Below are 17140 nucleotides of genomic sequence, written 5' to 3'. Positions count from 1 at the left end.
GAGGAGAGCGCATGATTCACCACATCACCCTGACCGGGCGCAGCATCGCCCTGGCCTGCGACGGCACGGTGACCACGCAGCACGGGGCCGGTGGCGCCACCGGCGCGGTCTACGTCGAGGCCTCCCACCTGACCCTCCTGCACGACATGCGCGACGGTGAGTTCTACCGCACCGGCCAGAACTCCTGGTCGCCGTCGGGCTGGCGCCGCCTGAGCGAGGCGCCCATGCGTATCGCTAATGAGCAGCGCCGTCGGACCGCCGACGACGCCCCCTGGGACGATCCGGCCCGCCACCACTCGGCCTGGATGGCGGTTCTGGAGGACTCCGCCGGGGCGCTGCTCGTGGGTTGCCTGGACGGGCGCACGCCGCGGCTGCGCGCCGACACCGCGGTCCTGGAGGCCTTCACCGAGTCCGGCGACCCGGCGCGCTGGGTGATCCTGCCCGGCCCGGCCACCGCCGTCATGGCCCGTTACGCGCGCGAGCTCGGCGAGAGCCTGGGGGGCCGGGCGATCGAGCCGCAGAGCGTGTGGTGCTCCTGGTACTCCTACTACGAGACCATCTCGCAGGAGGCCCTCGAACGGGAGATCCCGCAGGTCGCCGAGCTGGGCTTCAAGACGCTTCAGATCGACGACGGCTGGGAGGCCGCGGTCGGCGACTGGGAGGCCGGCGAGAGCTTCGGCGACGGCATGGAGGCCGCCGCGACCCGCATCCGTGAGGCCGGCATGCAGCCGGGCCTGTGGGTGGCGCCCTTCATCGCCCTGCCCGGCTCGCGGGCCGTGCGCGACTACCCGGAGATGTTCGTCCACAACGCCGACGGCGGACTGGCCGTGGCCGGCTCCAACTGGGGCGGCGACTACTACGCGCTGGACACGACCCACCCCACCGCCCAGACCTACGTGCGCAAGCTCATCGCCAAGATCGTCCACCGGTGGGGCTTCAGCTACCTCAAGCTCGACTTCATCAATGCCGCCGCCATCCCCGGCTACCGGCACCGCCAGATCGACCGGGAGGAGGCCTACCGCACCGGGCTGCGCCTCGTGCGCGACACCGCCGGGGAGGAGACCTTCCTCCTGGGCTCCGGGGCGCTCATCATGCCCTCCATCGGGCTGCTCGACGCGGTGCGGGTGGGCCCGGACGTGGCCCCCATGTGGGAGAACTACGCCTCCGACGACTTATCCGACGCCAAGGCCTACAACGCCCTGCACGCCGGCATCAACCGGCTCTGGCTGGGGCGGGTCATCGGGGTCGACCCCGATGTCGTCTTCTTCCGCCACCGCCGCAACCTCCTGGACGACACCCAGATGCAGTGGCTGCGCGACGTGGCCGAGGCCAGCCGCTACCGGTGCCTGTCGGACCAGATGACCTGGCTCGACGAGGAGGAGAAGGAGGCCGTGCGCGCCTACCTGGCGGCCGCCGACGAGCCCCTGGAGATCCTGGGCCGCTACCGCTTCAGCCTGGGCGAGCGCGAGATCGACCTCACCGAGGCCATCGAAGGCAAGGCGTCGGCCTACCCCCTGTGAGGCGGGGCTGGGGCGGCTCTCTGGAGCCGGCCGAGGTCCTACGGTCCCAGCAGGGCGGCCGGCACGACGGCGATCCCGTCCTCGTCCCGGTAGGCCAGACGACCGGTGGTCACCAGGACTGCGTCCGCGAGCCTCGGCCCGATCTTCTTGCGCAGCCAGCGCAGGTGCTTGGTGTCCTCCGACTTGGGGGTGGCCCTCGCCTTGATCTCGAAGGCGACGACCCGACGGTCGGCTCCTTCGAGGATGACGTCGATCTCCTGGAGCCCGCCTTTGGTGCGCAGGTGGAAGACCCGGGCACTGAGGACCTCGGCGTAGACCTGAAGACTCTGAATCACCAGGGACTCGAATAGTGAGCCGAGCACTCGGGGGCGGCGCGGGGTGCCCCGAGGGCTGGTGAGGATCGGGTGGCCGACCCCGAGCACCTCGGCGGGACCGTATCCGAGAAGACGAGCGGCCAGGGCCGGGTCGCACAGCTGGTGCTTGTCGGTCAGATTGTTGCGGGAGAACTCGTTCTCGCTGGGGCTCCAGCCCGGAACCGGGTCCAGTAGCCACATCCCGCTGAGGTGGTCTCGGTAGGAGCGCGCCGTCGCCAAGCCCATGTCGGTGCTCAGGGGTCTGGTCGCCAGCTCGGCAATGGAGCTGAAGCTCGCCGTTGTGGCCACCGCGCTGGCGTAGGCCGTCAGCCACTCCCTCACGGATCGTGGACGTCGCCTGCCGCCGATCGCTTCCGGTAGATCATGCCGGAGCGTCTGCTCGATGTATCCGTCCAGCTGGGCCTTGCGCCCCAAAGGTGGCTGCTCCCTGATGGCGGGGAAGCCGGAGCGGCAGATCTCATCGACATACTGGTCGATCGTGACCCTCGTGTACCCCTCGATCGGGGTCAGGGCGGAGGGGTCCTGAGTGCCGAGGCCACTGCCTAACAGGCTCCCCACCGAGATCGTTGGGGTCTCGATCGCGCGCTCGGCCAGGCTGAAGGGACGCATCCTCAGGGTGATGATCCGTCCTGCGCCGGTGTGGGTGGGCGCCTGGGACGGTGTGGAGGACCCGGTGAGCAGAAAACGACCGGGAGAGGGATCGTCGTCGACGGCGCGACGTACCCGGTCCCACAGCTCGGGCATGCGTTGCCACTCGTCGATGACGAGAGGGCTGGGAAGTGTGGTGAAGCGCGATCCGATGGCGGCGAGCTGGGCGCGTTCATCGGGATCGTCAACGGCAATGAAGGTAGTGCCGTGGGCTCTGGCGGTGCGGGTCTTCCCGACGGCGCGGGCTCCTTCGACGCTGACCGCCGGGACCGACCGCAGCAGCTCCTCGAGGCGCTGGTCCATGAGACGCGGCTGGTAGGTGGTCATGAACTGATCGTAAGGGCCACTTTGTGCCGCCGTACAGCCAAAAGAGTGGGCCTGTGGATAACTCTGGGGTCTGGGAGCGCTGGGTGACGATCAGATTGGTCGTGCCTTCATCGACTATTTGGTCAAGAGTTAATGATCAGTTTGGTCGCGTTCAGTGTTGTCCGCTGCGCCCCTCTGGAGCCTCAGCACAGCAGCGGGCAGTGACAGGCGGGCTCGCTAACTGTAAGATGAGTCTCATCGCCGCCGTGTCTCTCAGGAGGCACATCGGCTCCACAGCTGGTGGAGGTAGCGGATTATCAATGGTTCGCACGGAAGTGCTGGCGGTGCTGCCCCAGGGGACTGGGGGTTGAACTTATCAATGGTAAGACCAACTTCTCAGGAGTGTTGATGTGAGCCGCCTCGACTTCACAGACCTCTTCCGCGAGATCACTGGGCACGAGCCCAGGGACTACCAAGTGCGCCTGGCCGAGCGCCTCGCCCAGGGAGAGCCGCCGTCCCACCTCAGCGTCCCGACCGGGATGGGCAAGACCCTCGCGGTCCTCATCGGGTGGTTGTACGCGCTGGCACAGGACGCCGAGCAGGTAAGCCGGCGTCGTCGGAAGCGGGTGGTCCCCCTGAGACTGCATCTCGTTGTCGACCGGCGCGCCGTCGTCGATGACTCCTTCGAGGCGGCGCAAAGGATCAGAAAGGCGCTCGGAGAAGGTGCGGGTGATCGGTCGGCGGTGAGACACGTGGCCGAGGTGCTGCGCTCGGCTTTCGCGATCCCTGCCGAGGCGGAGGTGCTCGAGGTGCGTCGCCTGCGCGGCGGGCTCGCTGATGCTGATGGGGACCTCACGGAGCACACGCGCTACCCCTCGCGCCCGGCCATCATCGTGGGAACCCTCGATATGACCGTGTCCCGTCTGCTGTTCCGCGGCTACCAGCTCTCGCCCTACCGCCGCAGCATCGATGCGGCGCTGACGGGGATGGATGCGTTCTGGGTCCTCGACGAGGCGCACCTCTCCGAACAGGCCCTGACCACCTTGTTCGTGCTCCGCAGCGAGGAGAGCAGGCTCGAGGATCGTTGTGGTGGCAGCGTCCCGAGCCTCCAGGTCATGCCGATGACGGCGACACCCATGACGCTTCCCACCCTCCACCGGGGGGCCGACCAGGAACCGGCTCCCGGTCTCAGTCTGGACTGGGAGGAGGAGTGCCGCCTGGATCCGCAGCTAGCTGCGCGGCGGGCGCATCGTGACGGTGTCCCGGTGGACGTTCACTGCGTGGATGGCAAGGCGGCAGCCGCTCTCACGGAGCAGGCATGTAGCCGCGCGAAGGAGCTGAGCCGGGGAGAGTCGCTGGTCGTCTTCTGCAACACCCTGGACACCGTCAAGAAGGTCGTGGCCGGGTTGAAGAAGCAGGCCCGAAAGCTGAAGGAGCAGGCTCCTCACGTGGAAGTCATGGTCGGTGGCATGCCTGCTCGCCGTAGCGAGCACGTCGTGGAGAGACTCTCCCCTTATTGGACGGGGGTCGAGGGCCGTCAGGACGCGCAGGCCACCGTCGTGGTGGCCACATCGACTCTGGAGGTTGGTGCCGACCTCGACTTCACCCACCTCCTGACGGAGAGCTGTCAGGCCGGCTCCCTGGTGCAGCGCCTAGGGCGGGTCAACCGGGTCGGTGCCCGCACCGACGGCAGCGTGACCATCGTTCACTCCACCACGAGTCAGGACCCGATCCACGGCGGAGCCGCCGACGCCGTCGTTGAGCTGATCGACGGAGCCACCACCCTCGGTGAACTGGTGAAGCGGCTCGATGAGGCTGACGGGTGGGAGGAGCTGGTGAACGCGACTCAGGTTCCGGTCGTCATCCCTCCGAATGTCTTCGCCGCCTATCTGCGCACCCTGGGATCCCGTAACGACGCCCCGGTTCACCCGTGGATCCGGCCACTGGCCGATCCACGGCCGGACACGTTCATCATCTTCCGTAAAAGTGTGGGAGACCTCGCCGGTGTCAGCTCCAAGGCCCTCCAGGAGGACCTGACTCGTTGGCGGCCCGATCTTCGAGCCGAGGCCTGGAGCATCCCGCTGAACGATGCTCAGGAGGTAGCGAAACAGGCGGTGAAAACGCAGCCCCTCGTCATCATCGATCCAACGTCGCAGGAGCCGAGCGTCCTTGAGGCCGGGGACTCTCTCCCCGATCTGGTTCCCGGCCAGATCCTCGTCTTGACGCCGAGTGACGACAGCAACCCCTATGGGCTGGAGAACGCCGGCCGTGACTACTCCGGGCAGCACGTCATGCCCGGCGCCACAGCTGAGGAGGTGTCCAAGGAGCTGGTGTCCCTCGCGACGGAGACGGACCGGGGAACGAGCCGGAGGGAGGCGGTCATCCTCACGGACCTGTCCGGGAGTGACCTGCGAACCGACGACCCGTACGCCGACCTCCTGGAAGAGGCGGCCTTGCTCGCAGTGCCACCGGGTTGGCAGATCGTCGACGACGTCCTTGGCGCCGACAGTGATCACCCATGGCTTCGTCTGCGGCTCGTGGAGGCCGCCACCGAGCCTCCCGCGAGCACCGAGGGTGACGCCGATGAGCGCACCCTGTGCGGCCACGGAGACCGGGTGGGTGAGCGTGCAGGGCAGTGGGCCCGAGCCATTGGCCTGCCCGAGAACCTGGTGGAGGACCTCGTCACGGCCGGGCGTCACCATGACGACGGCAAGGATGATCCCAGGATGCAGGCCGCCCTCGGGGCTGTCGTGGATGAGAGAGGTTTCCTCCTTCTGGAGGAGCCGCGGCAGCGGGGTCGCCGAACGCCGCTGAGCAAGTCTCGGCTCCCTCGCAGGTACTGGAACCGCTCCATGCGCATGGCCGGCGTTCCCTCCGGCTGGAGGCACGAAGCGGCCTCAGCGGATCTCCTTAAGGAGCAGCTGGAAAAAGGTGAGCAGACGGCGCACGATCCTGACCTGGTGATGCATCTGGTTCTCAGCCACAACGGCCGCTTCCGAGGTCCAGGACCGGTGTGCCTGCCCGAGCACGGACCAGCTCCACGGCATCAGGACCCGAATGCCCCCTCCTGGGCGGAGGCCATAAGCCGTTTCCACCGTCTCAATGATCGCTACGGCCCCTACACCCTGGCGCTGGTCGAGGCGATCCTTCGCCTGGCTGACTGGGACGTCTCGCAGGAACTGGAGCAGAACCATGAGTAGTGCACGATGCCCTGATGAGCCTGCCGAGTACCGCCTGACTGCGCTACCGGGAAATCGCGCAGCCTATGTCCTGGCGACCTGGGGACTGGTGTCGCTACTGCCGGGGGCGACGCTCCGCTTCGAGGGGGAGGCAGTCCCCGTCGTCGGCTATGGCTGGGACACGGATGAGCTGGTGGATGTGGCCGCTCGTGGCCTGGTGGAGCGAACCTGGGGCCTCGGGGAGGGTGGGTTGCGCGGTATTACCACGACGACGCCCAGGCGATCCGCGGTCAACGTCCTGTCACATGCCGGCTGGCAGGCCGCTGACAAGACGAGCGACCTCAGGGCATGTGGGCCGGTAGCCGTCTTCGATGCGTCAGCGACGTCAGCCGAGCGGTTGAAGAGTACGGGCATGCAGGATCTCCAGGTCCGCTCCTCGGCGTTGACCTTGCTCAGCGGCAAGAGCCATACCGCCAAGTCGGTGCAGGACACCTGGGGGCTCATGGGTGCGTCACTGACCACTGCCGACGATGCTGTCGCTGCGGGGGCGGCGCACCTTGACCGACTTGTGCACGGCGACCTTGCCGTTGCGCGGGCCAAGCCGGGGCTGCGCTTCTCCGCCAGCCAGGCGACCCCGCGTATCACCAGCGGATCGGAGGAGTGCGATGTGTACCCGCTCGTGGACCTCCTGGCCTTCTGCGGGCACCTGCTCCTCCAGCCGCAGCAGCGCGAGATGACGCGAGAGTATCCGGTCAAGGCTCTCACCTGGGTGCTGCATCCGGTTCCCCTCACGATGGAGACGATCATCGATCTGCACGAGTCCCCACCGCCCGACCTGCCGTGGCGCCGGTGGACATCCCTCATTCGCGGCACCGGTTCCACGGCCAAAGTGACATCGTTCGGGCCCGCCCACCCCGGGGCATGAGAGAGAAAGAGGTGACAACAACCCATGCCTGATCAGATCGCAGTCCTCTCGCTGGCGAAGGCGCTATCGGACCTGGAGACACCTGATGCCGTCCATCGCCGCGCCATGTCGTACTTGCCCGATCTCAGAGGCGCTTCGCGGTCGATTCGCGCAGACCTCGGCGTCCTGTACCGCCTGGCTCTACCAACCGAGTACGGCGGGCAGAAGGGTTCCCTGGTCATCAGATTTCGGGCTGATCTCGATCTGCCCGGAACACAGCCTATCGAGGCTCCGTCAGGGTTTGCTGTTGGTCAGCGCTTGACTGTTCGAGTGGTGGCCGAGAAACGTCATGCCGATGAATCGGGAAGGAACCGCGTTCGCGCCGTCCTCGACGAGGAAGCTCACGGCTGGGCCGCCGATTTGCTGGAGCGCCACGGTTTGGGGGTCAGTGAGCTGACGGTCTCGCCGAGGTGGTTCGTGGGCCGGCGAGGCGGACGCTCCTTCACGCTCCGGGACCTCACCGGCACTGTGAGCAGTATCAGTGAGACTGGCGCATCCGCTTACCACCAGGGCATCGGGAGGGGGAAGGCCTACGGCTACGGAATGCCTCTGGTGCTGTGAGGACGTGGATGAAAGTTGCGCTCGGCCAGTATGACCATAGATATGCAGATAAGGAGATTGAACGGTGACGACGGCTCAGGAATTTCGCTCCACCATCGGTGCCCTCATGGAGGAGGGTGCGGTGGCTGGAATCAGCGTGACCAGCAAATACGACTCATTGGCAGGAATGACCGTGACACCGCCGGCGGGCACGATCCGTCAGGACGGCAAGATTGTCGGCTTCTTTGAAACTGTCGACGATGGGAAGGCGGCCACAATTGATACGTGGGGATCCCAGGCCTCGCGGTGCGAGGTGCTTCTCGCTAGTCGCTTTAGAGGGGGAACCAACACCCTCGCTGAGGTGCTGGGGTTTCCCCTGGTGGTCCTCGTCGATGAGGAAGGGGAGGTGCTGACCACCTCCGTGGAGCTCTCGCACCGGCAGGCCGATGCTACGTGGAGGCTCATACGAGACGAGCTCACCGCCAAGGGGGTCGATTTTGAGGGAATTCAGAATGCCACTCGCTCCCAGCCGGATGCTCTGCTCACTGGATTTCCCACAGCGATTCCCTTCGGATGGTGGCACTCGCAGACGAAGCGCTCCCAGAAGGCTGTTGATGAAGCCAATCAGGGAGGGAAGAAAAGTGGGCGCAAGGATGCTCGTGAGCTGAATGCGACGCGAGACAAATATCTTGGTTACTACGTCATGAATCCTGCGGAGTCGCGTTCTGCGAGGTTGTTCACATCGGAGATTATCGCGACCGGTGTGTCTGAGCGTCGTCGTATGGCGGGGAAAACGGATCCGCTCTTTGCGGCAACCAGTAATAAAACGACAATTCGGGGAGTAAAACTTTCCGCTTTAGGAATTGGGTCATTGCCTCCGCTCGATATTTCTGAGGCTCCATCAGATTTAACGTACAACTCTATCGTGGGGAAGGCTTTCTTCTCCCTCGCGGGGTTGAGGACATTCGCCTTCTCTCGCCCGGAGCCTGCGCGAGCGCTGGTGGTCAGCCTGACCCTGCTGCTGTACCGACTGCTGCAGGAACGGCTGGACCTGCGCGCAGGGGCCGAGCTGCGTCTGCGCGAGCCGGGCCTCGAGGTTAAGGTCGAGAGGCACGGAGCACCCTCCGAGCCCCTCGCACTGCCGGAGGTCGACGAGCTGGTGGACCTCGTGCGTGACCTGGGCCAGGAGATCGGTTGGAACGGCGCCACCGTTGTCACGATCACCCACGACTCCCCGCTGGGAAAGATCATCCTGGACGTCGACGGGCGCAAGACCGACGGACGCAGCGATGAGTGATCTGACCATCACGGCCTCGTTCCCCCTCGGAGAGTTCAACGCGCACAATGGAGAGGGGCGCGCCGAATGGCCACCGGCTCCAGCGCGCGTACTGGCCGCGATGCTGTCTGCCGCCCATGGCCTCGGAGAAGGCGTTTTCGAGGTTGAGGCTCTCTTCCGATGCCTTCCTCCACGGATCACCGCCCCTCCGGCCGGTGAGCGTCAGATCGGTTACCGGCGGTGGGTCCCCGTCAACAATGAGCTGAAGACGGACAAGAACGGTTCGCCGACCGGGATTGTCGACCGAAACGACCGCCTCTTGGAGAAGCAGGCGAAGGATCCCGAGTGCGGCATGATGGTCGGTACCGGTCCGAGCGACGTCGTGCGTTGGACCTTCGCTGTTGATGGCCCAGTCGATCTGGGCGTTCTGCAGAAGGTGGCACGGTCCGTGGAGTACCTTGGGCGTCCGACCTCACCCGTGCTGCTCGACGTCGTCGACGGTGCTGTCGAGGCGCCACCTGGCCATTCCTGTTGGGAACCGGACCAGACGGGCTGGATTCAGCTGCGGGTGGGAACGGAAGGACTTCTGGCTGCTTTGGACGCCCGAGAGGAGGAGCGGCGCCGCAGCACCGTGACGGGGACGCATCCGTATATGAGCGTGCGACCCACCGCTCTCTATCGGCTCGTGGGTGTGCAGTCCGGTGATGGGGCTGCGCCTGATACTCGGGAGCTGCTGCGCACGTGCTCGCTCTACCGAATGCCCCACAGTGGGAGACAAGGCGCGATTTTGGTTCATGCTGCCGACGCTGCTCTCGTCATGGAGCAGTTGCGAGACTCCCTTGGAGAGGCGGGCTGGATGCTGCCACTCATCGGTGGGTTGGGCCGCCGTCACCTGCCCGTCCTGCGGGGGGTGCTCGTGGCTGGGGGGCTTCGGCTTCCGTCCGTGGGACTCGCGGTAAGGACGGGGGTGGTTGAGGCCAGACTCGCCGAGACAAGGACATTGGCTTCCCTGCCTCGAGTTCTGCGGGCCGCTACCGTTCCTTCATTGCAATGGACCACTGTTGTGCCGACGGCGGAGGAGCCTGAAGGCATCATGGACATACTCGAGGAATGCGCCTCGGGGCTCGGCTGCAGACTCGTTGCGGCTGAGCGTCACTCCGACTCACGAAGCGACGGAGGTGTCGATGTGCAGCAAGACAACGAGCGCTGGCACGTCTCGGTCGCCTTCGACGCGAAGGTACCCGGGCCGGTGGTCTTCGACGGCACCCTCATGGTTCCCCTGGGGGCCACCACCTTGGCAGTGAACCCACGGCGACCCCGAGCCGACTAGCATCGCAGGTCAGCAAGTGTCAGCCCCGCGCATGCGGGGGTAGAGCGTGTACATCACTGTACCGGCGTATGTACAGTGGCGTCAGCCCCGCGCATGCGGGGGTAGAGCGGACCCGAAGACGACGATCCTCTGCTCGTCCTCGTCAGCCCCGCGCATGCGGGGGTAGAGCACAGTAATGGTCTGACCGTTATTAGCATTGACCGTCAGCCCCGCGCATGCGGGGGTAGAGCTGCTGTTTGATCTTAGTGTTCAACTCCTTACGGGTCAGCCCCGCGCATGCGGGGGTAGAGCCGCGGACTGCTCGTCCCTGGCCTGCGGGTCGATGTCAGCCCCGCGCATGCGGGGGTAGAGCCTTTATCAACGGGGGCGGGGCCCTTCCAGGACGGTCAGCCCCGCGCATGCGGGGGTAGAGCGACGTGCTTGCGGGCCTGCCTCACGCCCGCCTCGTCAGCCCCGCGCATGCGGGGGTAGAGCGCCAAGTACGTTGTCGGCATTCACTGCCATTGGGTCAGCCCCGCGCATGCGGGGGTAGAGGGCGGGTCGGCACTGGTGCGGTGGTTGGTAGTGCGTCAGCCCCGCGCATGCGGGGGTAGAGGCGCATTCAGGGACGTCACCGCCCCCATGATGGCGTCAGCCCCGCGCATGCGGGGGTAGAGGGTACCCGTCACTGTTCGTCACTCGTCAGATGGCGTCAGCCCCGCGCATGCGGGGGTAGAGGGACGATCCGCATACGGGTGCGGGCATCCCCGGTGTCAGCCCAGCGCACGCGGGGGTAGAGGGGTGAAGGTGGAGAAGGCGCTGCGCCTGTACCGGTCAGCCCCGCGCACGCGGGGGTAGAGGGATGGTGGCCGCTCCGAGTGGGATGATCGACCTGTCAGCCCCGCGCATGCGGGGGTGGAGGCGGCACCAACATGCTGGACTGGTGGCCGAGGAGCGTTAGCCCCGCGCTCGCGGGGGTAGAGGGGCGGCCTCATGCAACCGGGCTTCTGACTCAACGTTAGCCCCGCGCATGTGGGGGTAGAGGCATCGTCTCGTCCGCGCCCAGCAGTAGCAGCGCGCCAGCCCCGTGCACGCGGGGGTCTACATCGACATGCGGTTGACGCTGCCTGGGCCCGGTCAGCTGCCCAGGGCGCCTACTGCACGAGGGTCGGGTGCTACTGGAAGAGGGTTGGGGCTACTTCGCGGGGGTCGGGGGTTCGTGCAGTACGCACAACCTTCGGCCAGTAGATCCCCACCCTCGTGGAGTGGGCCGGCTCGAGGACGGCGCCAGGGCTGAGCCGACGTCGAGCCGCCGCCGGGAAGCTGCGCGGGAACCAGGCGGCAACCACAAAGGGCCCGGTCAGAGGTCAGGCCGGCGGAAGGCGGGGCCGGCCCCTGGGGTGAGGGCGCCCGGCGCCACCGCTAAGACCTCGCCAGACCTCGCGGAGTCGAGCACGTCAGCAGCTCAGTGTCCACGGTGCTGACATCAACGGTGCCGCCGTCGGAACGCCCAGCGGAATCGTTGTAATTCCAAGGCTCCGTCTCGGCTCGCGACGCCGGTGCCGGGTTGATGTCAGCGTCATGGACACAGGCGTCCCACCAGGCCACTGTCAGCGACTCGCTCCTCAGAGAGCAGCGACCTTGAAGGTTCCGACCCGCCCCGCGATCCCCGCCGCCAGGTCCTCGATCATCCTGGCGTCGTGGAGGCGGGTCCGCCAGTTCTCCGGGATGCCGCTGCGCCCGTACAGCGCCCCCGCCAGCTGCCCGTAGATGGCCCCGACGGTGTCGGCGTCGTCGCCCAGGTTCACGGCCAGCAGCGCCCCGTCGAGGAAGGTGTCGGTGCGGGCGAGGGCCCACAGTGCCGCCTCCATGCTGTGCAGGACGTAGCCCGACGACGAGATGTCCTCGCGCTCCTTGACCCGGTAGGAGCCGCGCAGGATCGCCGCCAGCACGGGGCTGGTCACCTGCCCGGCCAGGTCGGCGGCCAGCGCATGCAGCTGTGCGTGCGACGTCCCCTGGATGGCGGCCGCGATCAGCCGGCCGTAGGCCCCGCACGCTTCGACGCACTCGACGGCCGGATGGGTGGTGCGCGAGCTGTCGGCGCAGAACCGTCCCGCTGCCTCGAGGTCGTCGCAGAAGGCCATCGCGACCGGTGCCAGGCGCATCAGCGACCCGTTGCCCGCGCTCATCCCACCGGCCGCCGTGCGGTAGGGCTCGCCGGTGGCCTCGAACTCCCTCAGGGCGGTGAGGGTCTGGTTGCCGATGTCGAAGCACCGGCCCGTGCTGCTGAAGTACCCGTCGCGGTACCAGTGGAGGAACCGGGCCAGCTGGTCGCGGGGATCGTAGGCCCCGGTCTCGACCAGGCTCGCGGCGATGCACAGCGCCATGGACGTGTCGTCAGTCCACTGCCCGGGCGCCAGACGGAACACCCCGCCGCCCACCATGTCGGTGACCGGCGAGAAGGAGTCGCGGGCCTGGAACTCGACGGTGGTACCCAGGGCGTCGCCCACTGCCAGCCCCAGGAGACTGCCCACAATCCGATCCTCATGCATGGGACCACGGTACAGAGGATGAGCGGAGGACGACCGAGGAATGACGGCGCCTGAGGCGGCCACCCGGACCCGGCCCGGGGCGGCCTGCTCTCGGCCGGCTCCGAGCCGGTTCCAGGCCGGGCCCCGCCGGGACCCACCGGCATTCCGTCAGGACTCCGCCGTCGGGCCCGGCCTACTTGGTGGGGGTGCGGCCCAGGGTGAGGTAGCCGGGAAGCGTCTGGTCCTGGCCGGCGCTGGAGAAGCGCAGCGGCTGACCTGACTCCAGCGGGTTGACCACGCGCACCAGGATCGTGTTCTCTCCGGCAGGGTCCGCCGGGAGCTGCCCGGAGAAGGTCTGGGTCTTGCCGACCGCGATCTTGCGCAGGTCGCCGCTGAGCGTGGTGCGCCCGACCTCCATGCCGTTGGAGGTGTTGATGGCCACCGCCTCCACGTTCCAGTTGTAGTAGAAGGGCGCCACCCCGTTGTTGGCGATCTGCACCTCGACCTTGCCGTTGCGCATCCGCCAGCGCGCCACCGCCAGGTCGTAGCCGGTCTCGGCGGAGGCCTGCACGGTCCGCTCGCGCTCGGAGCTGTTGAGCGTCGTGGTGAAGGCCCAGTTGTCCACCAGCCAGCTCGCGTGCGTGGCCTTGATGGAGGCGTTGATGTCCACCGTTCCTCCGTTGGAGCCCGAGGCCATGCAGCTGCCCGGGTTGCGCACGGAGCACTCCTGGATGCCCGGGTAGACCTCGCCGCCGATCGGGTGCTGCTGCCAGGCCTGGTCCGCCTTGGCCTGCTTCAGCTGCGGCAGGAAGTGCCAGTCGGCGGTGTCCATCGTCGCGTAGCCGAAGGAGTCGTCGTGGTAGCCGACCCCGCGCTTGACCGTCTCCGCGGACGGGTAGCGCGCCAGCGTCGGCGTCACCTGGAAGGCTCCGTCCCAGGTGTCGATGAGGGTGTTCTGGTTGGCCGCCGACGGCATCCAGTTCTCGCCGGAGGGGTTCTCCCCGGAGACCTTGCCGTTCATCGGATAGGTGTGCCCCTCTCCCCAGAAGCCCACCAGGCCGTGGGTGATGAAGGCCAGGCGCGGGTCGCCGTCGTACTGCTGGCCCAGGGCGGAGATGAAGCCGGTGAGCATCGACATCATCTCGGGGTCGTTGTAGTCCGGCGCCAGCGACTGGCCCGGCGCGTTGCCGTTGAACGTGTACTCGTGGGTCGCCACCGCGTGGGAGCTCAGCAGGTAGGCCGGTATGCCGCTGGGGCGCCCGGGGTAGTCGACGTAGAAGCGCAGCACCGCCTGGTGCCCGCGCGAGGCGATGGCGTTGAGGTGCGCATCGAGCTTGTCCCAGGAGTACGAGCCGGGCCCGGTGACGACGTCGCTGACCGGCAGCGTCAGCCACTCCATCGTGTAGGGCGGGGCGTTGTCCTGAAGCGCCGGCGAGTGGGAGGCGTCCGACGGCGCGAAGGGCATCATGCCCTTGAGTGGGTTGGCCTCCGGCGTGGCCGCCGCGGAGACCTCCGTCCAGGCCCGGTTGCAGTTGCAGGCCCGGAACCCGGTGGCCAGGGACACCACGGCGACGAGTGCCACGAGGACGGCGCCCAAGCGCGGCTTGCGCCCCCTGCGGAGCCGGTCGAGCATCTGGCGCCCCAGGGAGGGTGTGCGATCAGAACCTGGGCCGTGCGATTGCTGCGCGGCCCTCGGCTTGGAGCCGGAAGCTGCTGCAGAAGTGGTCTCGTCGTGCTGTGAATCGATCATGAAAACTTGTCAGGTAGGGATTTGGGTGTGGGTAAACCCTACCGGCCAGTTGAGCGGTCCACCTGTGCTATCGCTGACAACGTGCCCAGTTGACGGGGTGGAGGGTTTGTGTCACTCGTACTTTTGGCGGACATGAGAATTTCGTGCCGCGCTGCGCCTCGTTCCGGCTGCGGTCCGACGTCGGCGGGTGGCGTCGGCCAGGCAGAACGTCGAGGGGATCGACGAGGCCTTCCGGGGCGGGACGCAATGAGAGGCGTCGTCGCCATGCGGGACGAGATTGCCGCCGCGCGCATAAGCGGCCATGATGACTCCGTGCGCGTCTTCAATTTTTCCGCCGGTCCTGCCCAGCTCCCCCTGCCCGTCCTCGAGCAGGCCGCCTCCGAGCTCACCAGCTGGGGCGGATCGGGAATGTCCATCCTGGAGGTCTCCCACCGCGGGGCCGACTTCGTGGCCTGCGCGGCCGACGCCGAAGCCACCCTGCGCCGCCTCCTGTCCGTCCCTGACAACTACCGTGTGCTCTTCCTCCAGGGCGGGGCCAGTGCCCAGTTCGCTGGCATCCCCCTCAACCTGACCGCCCCCGGTGACACGGTCGCCTACCTCAACACCGGCCAGTGGTCCGCCAAGGCCATCAAGCAGGCTGGCGCCTACGAGCTCGACGTCGTCGTGCCCGCCGACGAGGCCGCCTCCTCCTACACCACCACCCCCGAGCCCGGCTCCTTCACGGTGCCCGAGGCGGCCCGCTACCTGCACTACACCCCCAACGAGACCATCGGCGGCGTCGAGTTCGACTACGTTCCCGAGGCCGGAGACGTCCCGCTCGTGGCCGACTTCTCCTCCACGATCCTCTCGCGGCCCATCGACGTCTCCCGCTACGGCCTCATCTACGCCGGCGCCCAGAAGAACATGGGGCCCTCGGGCCTGGCCGTCGTCATCGTGCGCGAGGACCTGCTGGGGCGGGCCCGCCCGGTGACCCCCACCATCCTGGACTACCAGAAGATGGCCGACGCCGACTCCATGCTCAACACGCCCCCCACCTTCGCCATCTACCTGCTGGGGCTCATCGGCCACTGGCTCGAGGACGGCGGCGGCCTGGAGGCGATGGCCGAGCGCAACCGCGCCAAGGCCAAGCTCCTCTACGGCTTCATCGACTCCTCCGACTTCTACACCAACCCGGTTCAGGAGCGCTCGCGGTCCTGGATGAACGTGCCCTTCACCCTGGCCGACCCTGCCCGCGACGCCGACTTCCTGGCCGGCGCCCAGGCCGCCGGGCTCACCAACCTCAAGGGCCACCGCTCCGTGGGCGGCATGCGCGCCTCCATCTACAACGCCATGCCGATCGAGGGCGTGCGCGCCCTCATCGACTACATGACCGACTTCGCCGCCCGGGCCTGAGCGCCCACCGGTCTGCCGTCCCAGCCGCCCTGCGGGCCCGACCACCGGCCCGTGAGCCCGGCCGCCCGTCACAACCTCTTCCCCACCCGGACCGCTCTGCAGAAAGTAGTTCCGTGACCACCAGCAGCGTTGACCACAAGTTCCGCATCCGCACCCTCAACGCCATCTCCGGGGCCGGCCTGTCCCGCCTGCCCGACGAGCTCTACGAGGTCGGCGGCTCCGTGGAGGAGCCCGACGCCCTCCTGGTGCGCTCGGCCAAGCTCCACGACACCCCCATCGAGGACTCGGTCCTGGCCGTGGCCCGCGCCGGCGCCGGCACGAACAACATCCCGGTTGAGGCGCTCACCGAGCGCGGCGTGCCCGTGTTCAACACCCCCGGCGCCAACGCCAACGCCGTCAAGGAGCTGGTCCTGGCGGGCCTGTTCATCGCCTCGCGCAACCTCATCCCGGCGGCCCGCTTCGCCCACACCCTTGAGGGCGACGACGCCGAGATCGCCAAGGCCGTCGAGGCCGGCAAGAAGCAGTTCGTCGGATTCGAGCTGCCCGGCCGCACGCTCGGCATCATCGGGCTGGGAGCCATCGGCGTGCAGGTGGCCAACGCGGCCCTGGGGCTGGGGCTCAACGTCGTCGGCTTCGACCCGGGCATCTCCGTGGAGCACGCCTGGCACCTGAGCGCCGAGGTCGAGCGGGCCGACTCCATGGAGGAGGTCTTCCGCCGCGCCGACATCCTCACCGTCCACGTGCCCCTCATCCCCGCCACCCGCGGGCTGGTGAGCACCCAGCGTCTGGCCCTCATGAAGGAGACCGCGGTGCTGCTCAACTTCGCGCGGGCCGAGATCGTGGACACCGACGCCGTCGTGGCCGCCCTCGACGAGGGCGCGCTGGGCGGCTACGTGTGCGACTTCCCCTCCACGAAGGTCCACAAGCACCCCAAGTGCATCTCCCTGCCGCACCTGGGCGCCTCCACCAAGGAGGCCGAGCGCAACTGCGCCATGATGGCGGTGGACTCCCTGCGCGGCTTCCTCGAGGACGGGCAGGTCCACAACTCGGTGAACTTCCCTGAGGCCGTCATGGCGCGCCAGGAGGGCACGCACCGGCTCGTCATCGTCAACCGCAACGTGCCTAACATGGTCGGCCAGGTCTCCACGATCGTGGCCCAGCAGGGGCAGAACATCGCCAACCTGCTCAACAAGTCGCGTGGTGAGCTGGCGGTGATGCTGGTCGACGTCGAGGGCGAGATCGAGCCCAAGGTCCTTGAGGAGCTGCGCGCGATCGACGGCGTGCTGTCCGCGCGCTGCATCTGAGCCGGGGTCCCCGGGGCTCGCCCTTGGGTGAGCGCCTCGCGTTCGTA

General features: G+C 67.5%; 11 protein-coding genes and 1 CRISPR repeat array. Of the genes, 8 read left to right on the top strand and 3 right to left on the bottom strand.

The window, feature by feature from the left end; all coding sequences use genetic code 11:
- The first annotated feature begins 11 nt into the window (after positions 1-11).
- On the top strand, positions 12-1520 hold the full coding sequence (locus HMPREF2883_RS02795; protein WP_070658882.1) for a glycoside hydrolase family 36 protein: 1509 nt from the start codon (positions 12-14) through the stop codon (positions 1518-1520).
- Between the two features lie 38 nt (positions 1521-1558).
- Here the strand turns inward: HMPREF2883_RS02795 and HMPREF2883_RS02790 are convergent, their stop codons facing one another.
- Entirely contained in the window at positions 1559-2869 is a 1311-nt protein-coding gene (locus HMPREF2883_RS02790; RefSeq protein ID WP_070658881.1) for an ATP-binding protein, read from the bottom strand.
- 389 nt (positions 2870-3258) lie between these two features.
- Here HMPREF2883_RS02790 and cas3u point away from each other — a divergent pair, with 389 nt between their 5' ends.
- The 5 genes from cas3u (at position 3259) to csb2 (ending at position 10137) form a co-directional block, all read left to right on the top strand.
- Positions 3259-6048 carry a type I-G CRISPR-associated helicase/endonuclease Cas3g gene (cas3u, locus tag HMPREF2883_RS02785; protein WP_070658880.1) on the top strand — a complete coding sequence of 930 codons (2790 nt, stop codon included), beginning with the start codon at positions 3259-3261 and terminating at the stop codon, positions 6046-6048.
- Positions 6041-6952, top strand: a complete 912-nt coding sequence (locus HMPREF2883_RS02780) for a hypothetical protein (protein WP_256277303.1) — start codon at positions 6041-6043, stop codon at positions 6950-6952. The genes cas3u and HMPREF2883_RS02780 overlap by 8 nt, the downstream gene beginning before the upstream one ends.
- 24 nt (positions 6953-6976) lie before the next feature.
- The gene (locus HMPREF2883_RS02775) at positions 6977-7552 is read left to right on the top strand and encodes a type I-E CRISPR-associated protein Cas6/Cse3/CasE (protein WP_070658878.1); all 576 of its coding nucleotides are present in this window, start codon (positions 6977-6979) and stop codon (positions 7550-7552) included.
- A gap of 64 nt (positions 7553-7616) precedes the next feature.
- On the top strand, positions 7617-8828 hold the full coding sequence (cas7u, locus tag HMPREF2883_RS02770; protein WP_070658877.1) for a type I-G CRISPR-associated RAMP protein Csb1/Cas7g: 1212 nt from the start codon (positions 7617-7619) through the stop codon (positions 8826-8828).
- Positions 8821-10137, top strand: a complete 1317-nt coding sequence (gene csb2, locus HMPREF2883_RS02765; protein ID WP_070658876.1) for a type I-G CRISPR-associated protein Csb2 — start codon at positions 8821-8823, stop codon at positions 10135-10137. The genes cas7u and csb2 overlap by 8 nt, the downstream gene beginning before the upstream one ends.
- A gap of 18 nt (positions 10138-10155) precedes the next feature.
- Positions 10156-11221: direct repeats of the CRISPR family, unit length 27 nt; unit sequence GTCAGCCCCGCGCATGCGGGGGTAGAG.
- Between the two features lie 520 nt (positions 11222-11741).
- On the opposite strand, the gene HMPREF2883_RS02760 is transcribed toward csb2, so the two are convergent.
- Together HMPREF2883_RS02760 and HMPREF2883_RS02755 are read right to left on the bottom strand one after the other, a co-directional pair.
- Positions 11742-12668: an ADP-ribosylglycohydrolase family protein gene (locus HMPREF2883_RS02760; protein WP_070658875.1), complete on the bottom strand. Its 927-nt coding sequence runs from the start codon at positions 12666-12668 to the stop codon at positions 11742-11744.
- Positions 12669-12840: 172 nt separating this feature from the next.
- Positions 12841-14397, bottom strand: a complete 1557-nt coding sequence (locus HMPREF2883_RS02755; RefSeq protein WP_070658874.1) for a DUF4832 domain-containing protein — start codon at positions 14395-14397, stop codon at positions 12841-12843.
- A gap of 312 nt (positions 14398-14709) precedes the next feature.
- Here HMPREF2883_RS02755 and serC point away from each other — a divergent pair, with 312 nt between their 5' ends.
- On the top strand, positions 14710-15789 hold the full coding sequence (serC, locus tag HMPREF2883_RS02750) for a 3-phosphoserine/phosphohydroxythreonine transaminase (protein ID WP_070658914.1): 1080 nt from the start codon (positions 14710-14712) through the stop codon (positions 15787-15789).
- A 113-nt stretch (positions 15790-15902) separates the two neighbouring features.
- On the top strand, positions 15903-17093 hold the full coding sequence (locus HMPREF2883_RS02745; protein WP_070658873.1) for a phosphoglycerate dehydrogenase: 1191 nt from the start codon (positions 15903-15905) through the stop codon (positions 17091-17093).
- Positions 17094-17140: the final 47 nt, after the last annotated feature.

The organism is Actinomyces sp. HMSC075C01, from assembly GCF_001812965.1.
In the GTDB taxonomy this organism is placed as follows: domain Bacteria; phylum Actinomycetota; class Actinomycetes; order Actinomycetales; family Actinomycetaceae; genus Actinomyces; species Actinomyces acetigenes.
Note: the sequence above shows the minus strand (reverse complement) of the source record. Positions and strands in the feature narration are given on the sequence as shown.

What these genes read in the sequence shown, in the direction of transcription:
- HMPREF2883_RS02795 (WP_070658882.1), top strand. Translation starts at nt 12, where the DNA reads ATGATTCACCACATCACCCTGACCGGGCGCAGCATCGCCCTGGCCTGC.
- HMPREF2883_RS02790 (WP_070658881.1), bottom strand. Translation starts at nt 2,869, where the DNA reads ATGACCACCTACCAGCCGCGTCTCATGGACCAGCGCCTCGAGGAGCTG.
- HMPREF2883_RS02780 (WP_256277303.1), top strand. Translation starts at nt 6,041, where the DNA reads ATGAGTAGTGCACGATGCCCTGATGAGCCTGCCGAGTACCGCCTGACT.
- HMPREF2883_RS02775 (WP_070658878.1), top strand. Translation starts at nt 6,977, where the DNA reads ATGCCTGATCAGATCGCAGTCCTCTCGCTGGCGAAGGCGCTATCGGAC.
- csb2 (WP_070658876.1), top strand. Translation starts at nt 8,821, where the DNA reads ATGAGTGATCTGACCATCACGGCCTCGTTCCCCCTCGGAGAGTTCAAC.
- HMPREF2883_RS02760 (WP_070658875.1), bottom strand. Translation starts at nt 12,668, where the DNA reads ATGCATGAGGATCGGATTGTGGGCAGTCTCCTGGGGCTGGCAGTGGGC.
- HMPREF2883_RS02755 (WP_070658874.1), bottom strand. Translation starts at nt 14,397, where the DNA reads ATGATCGATTCACAGCACGACGAGACCACTTCTGCAGCAGCTTCCGGC.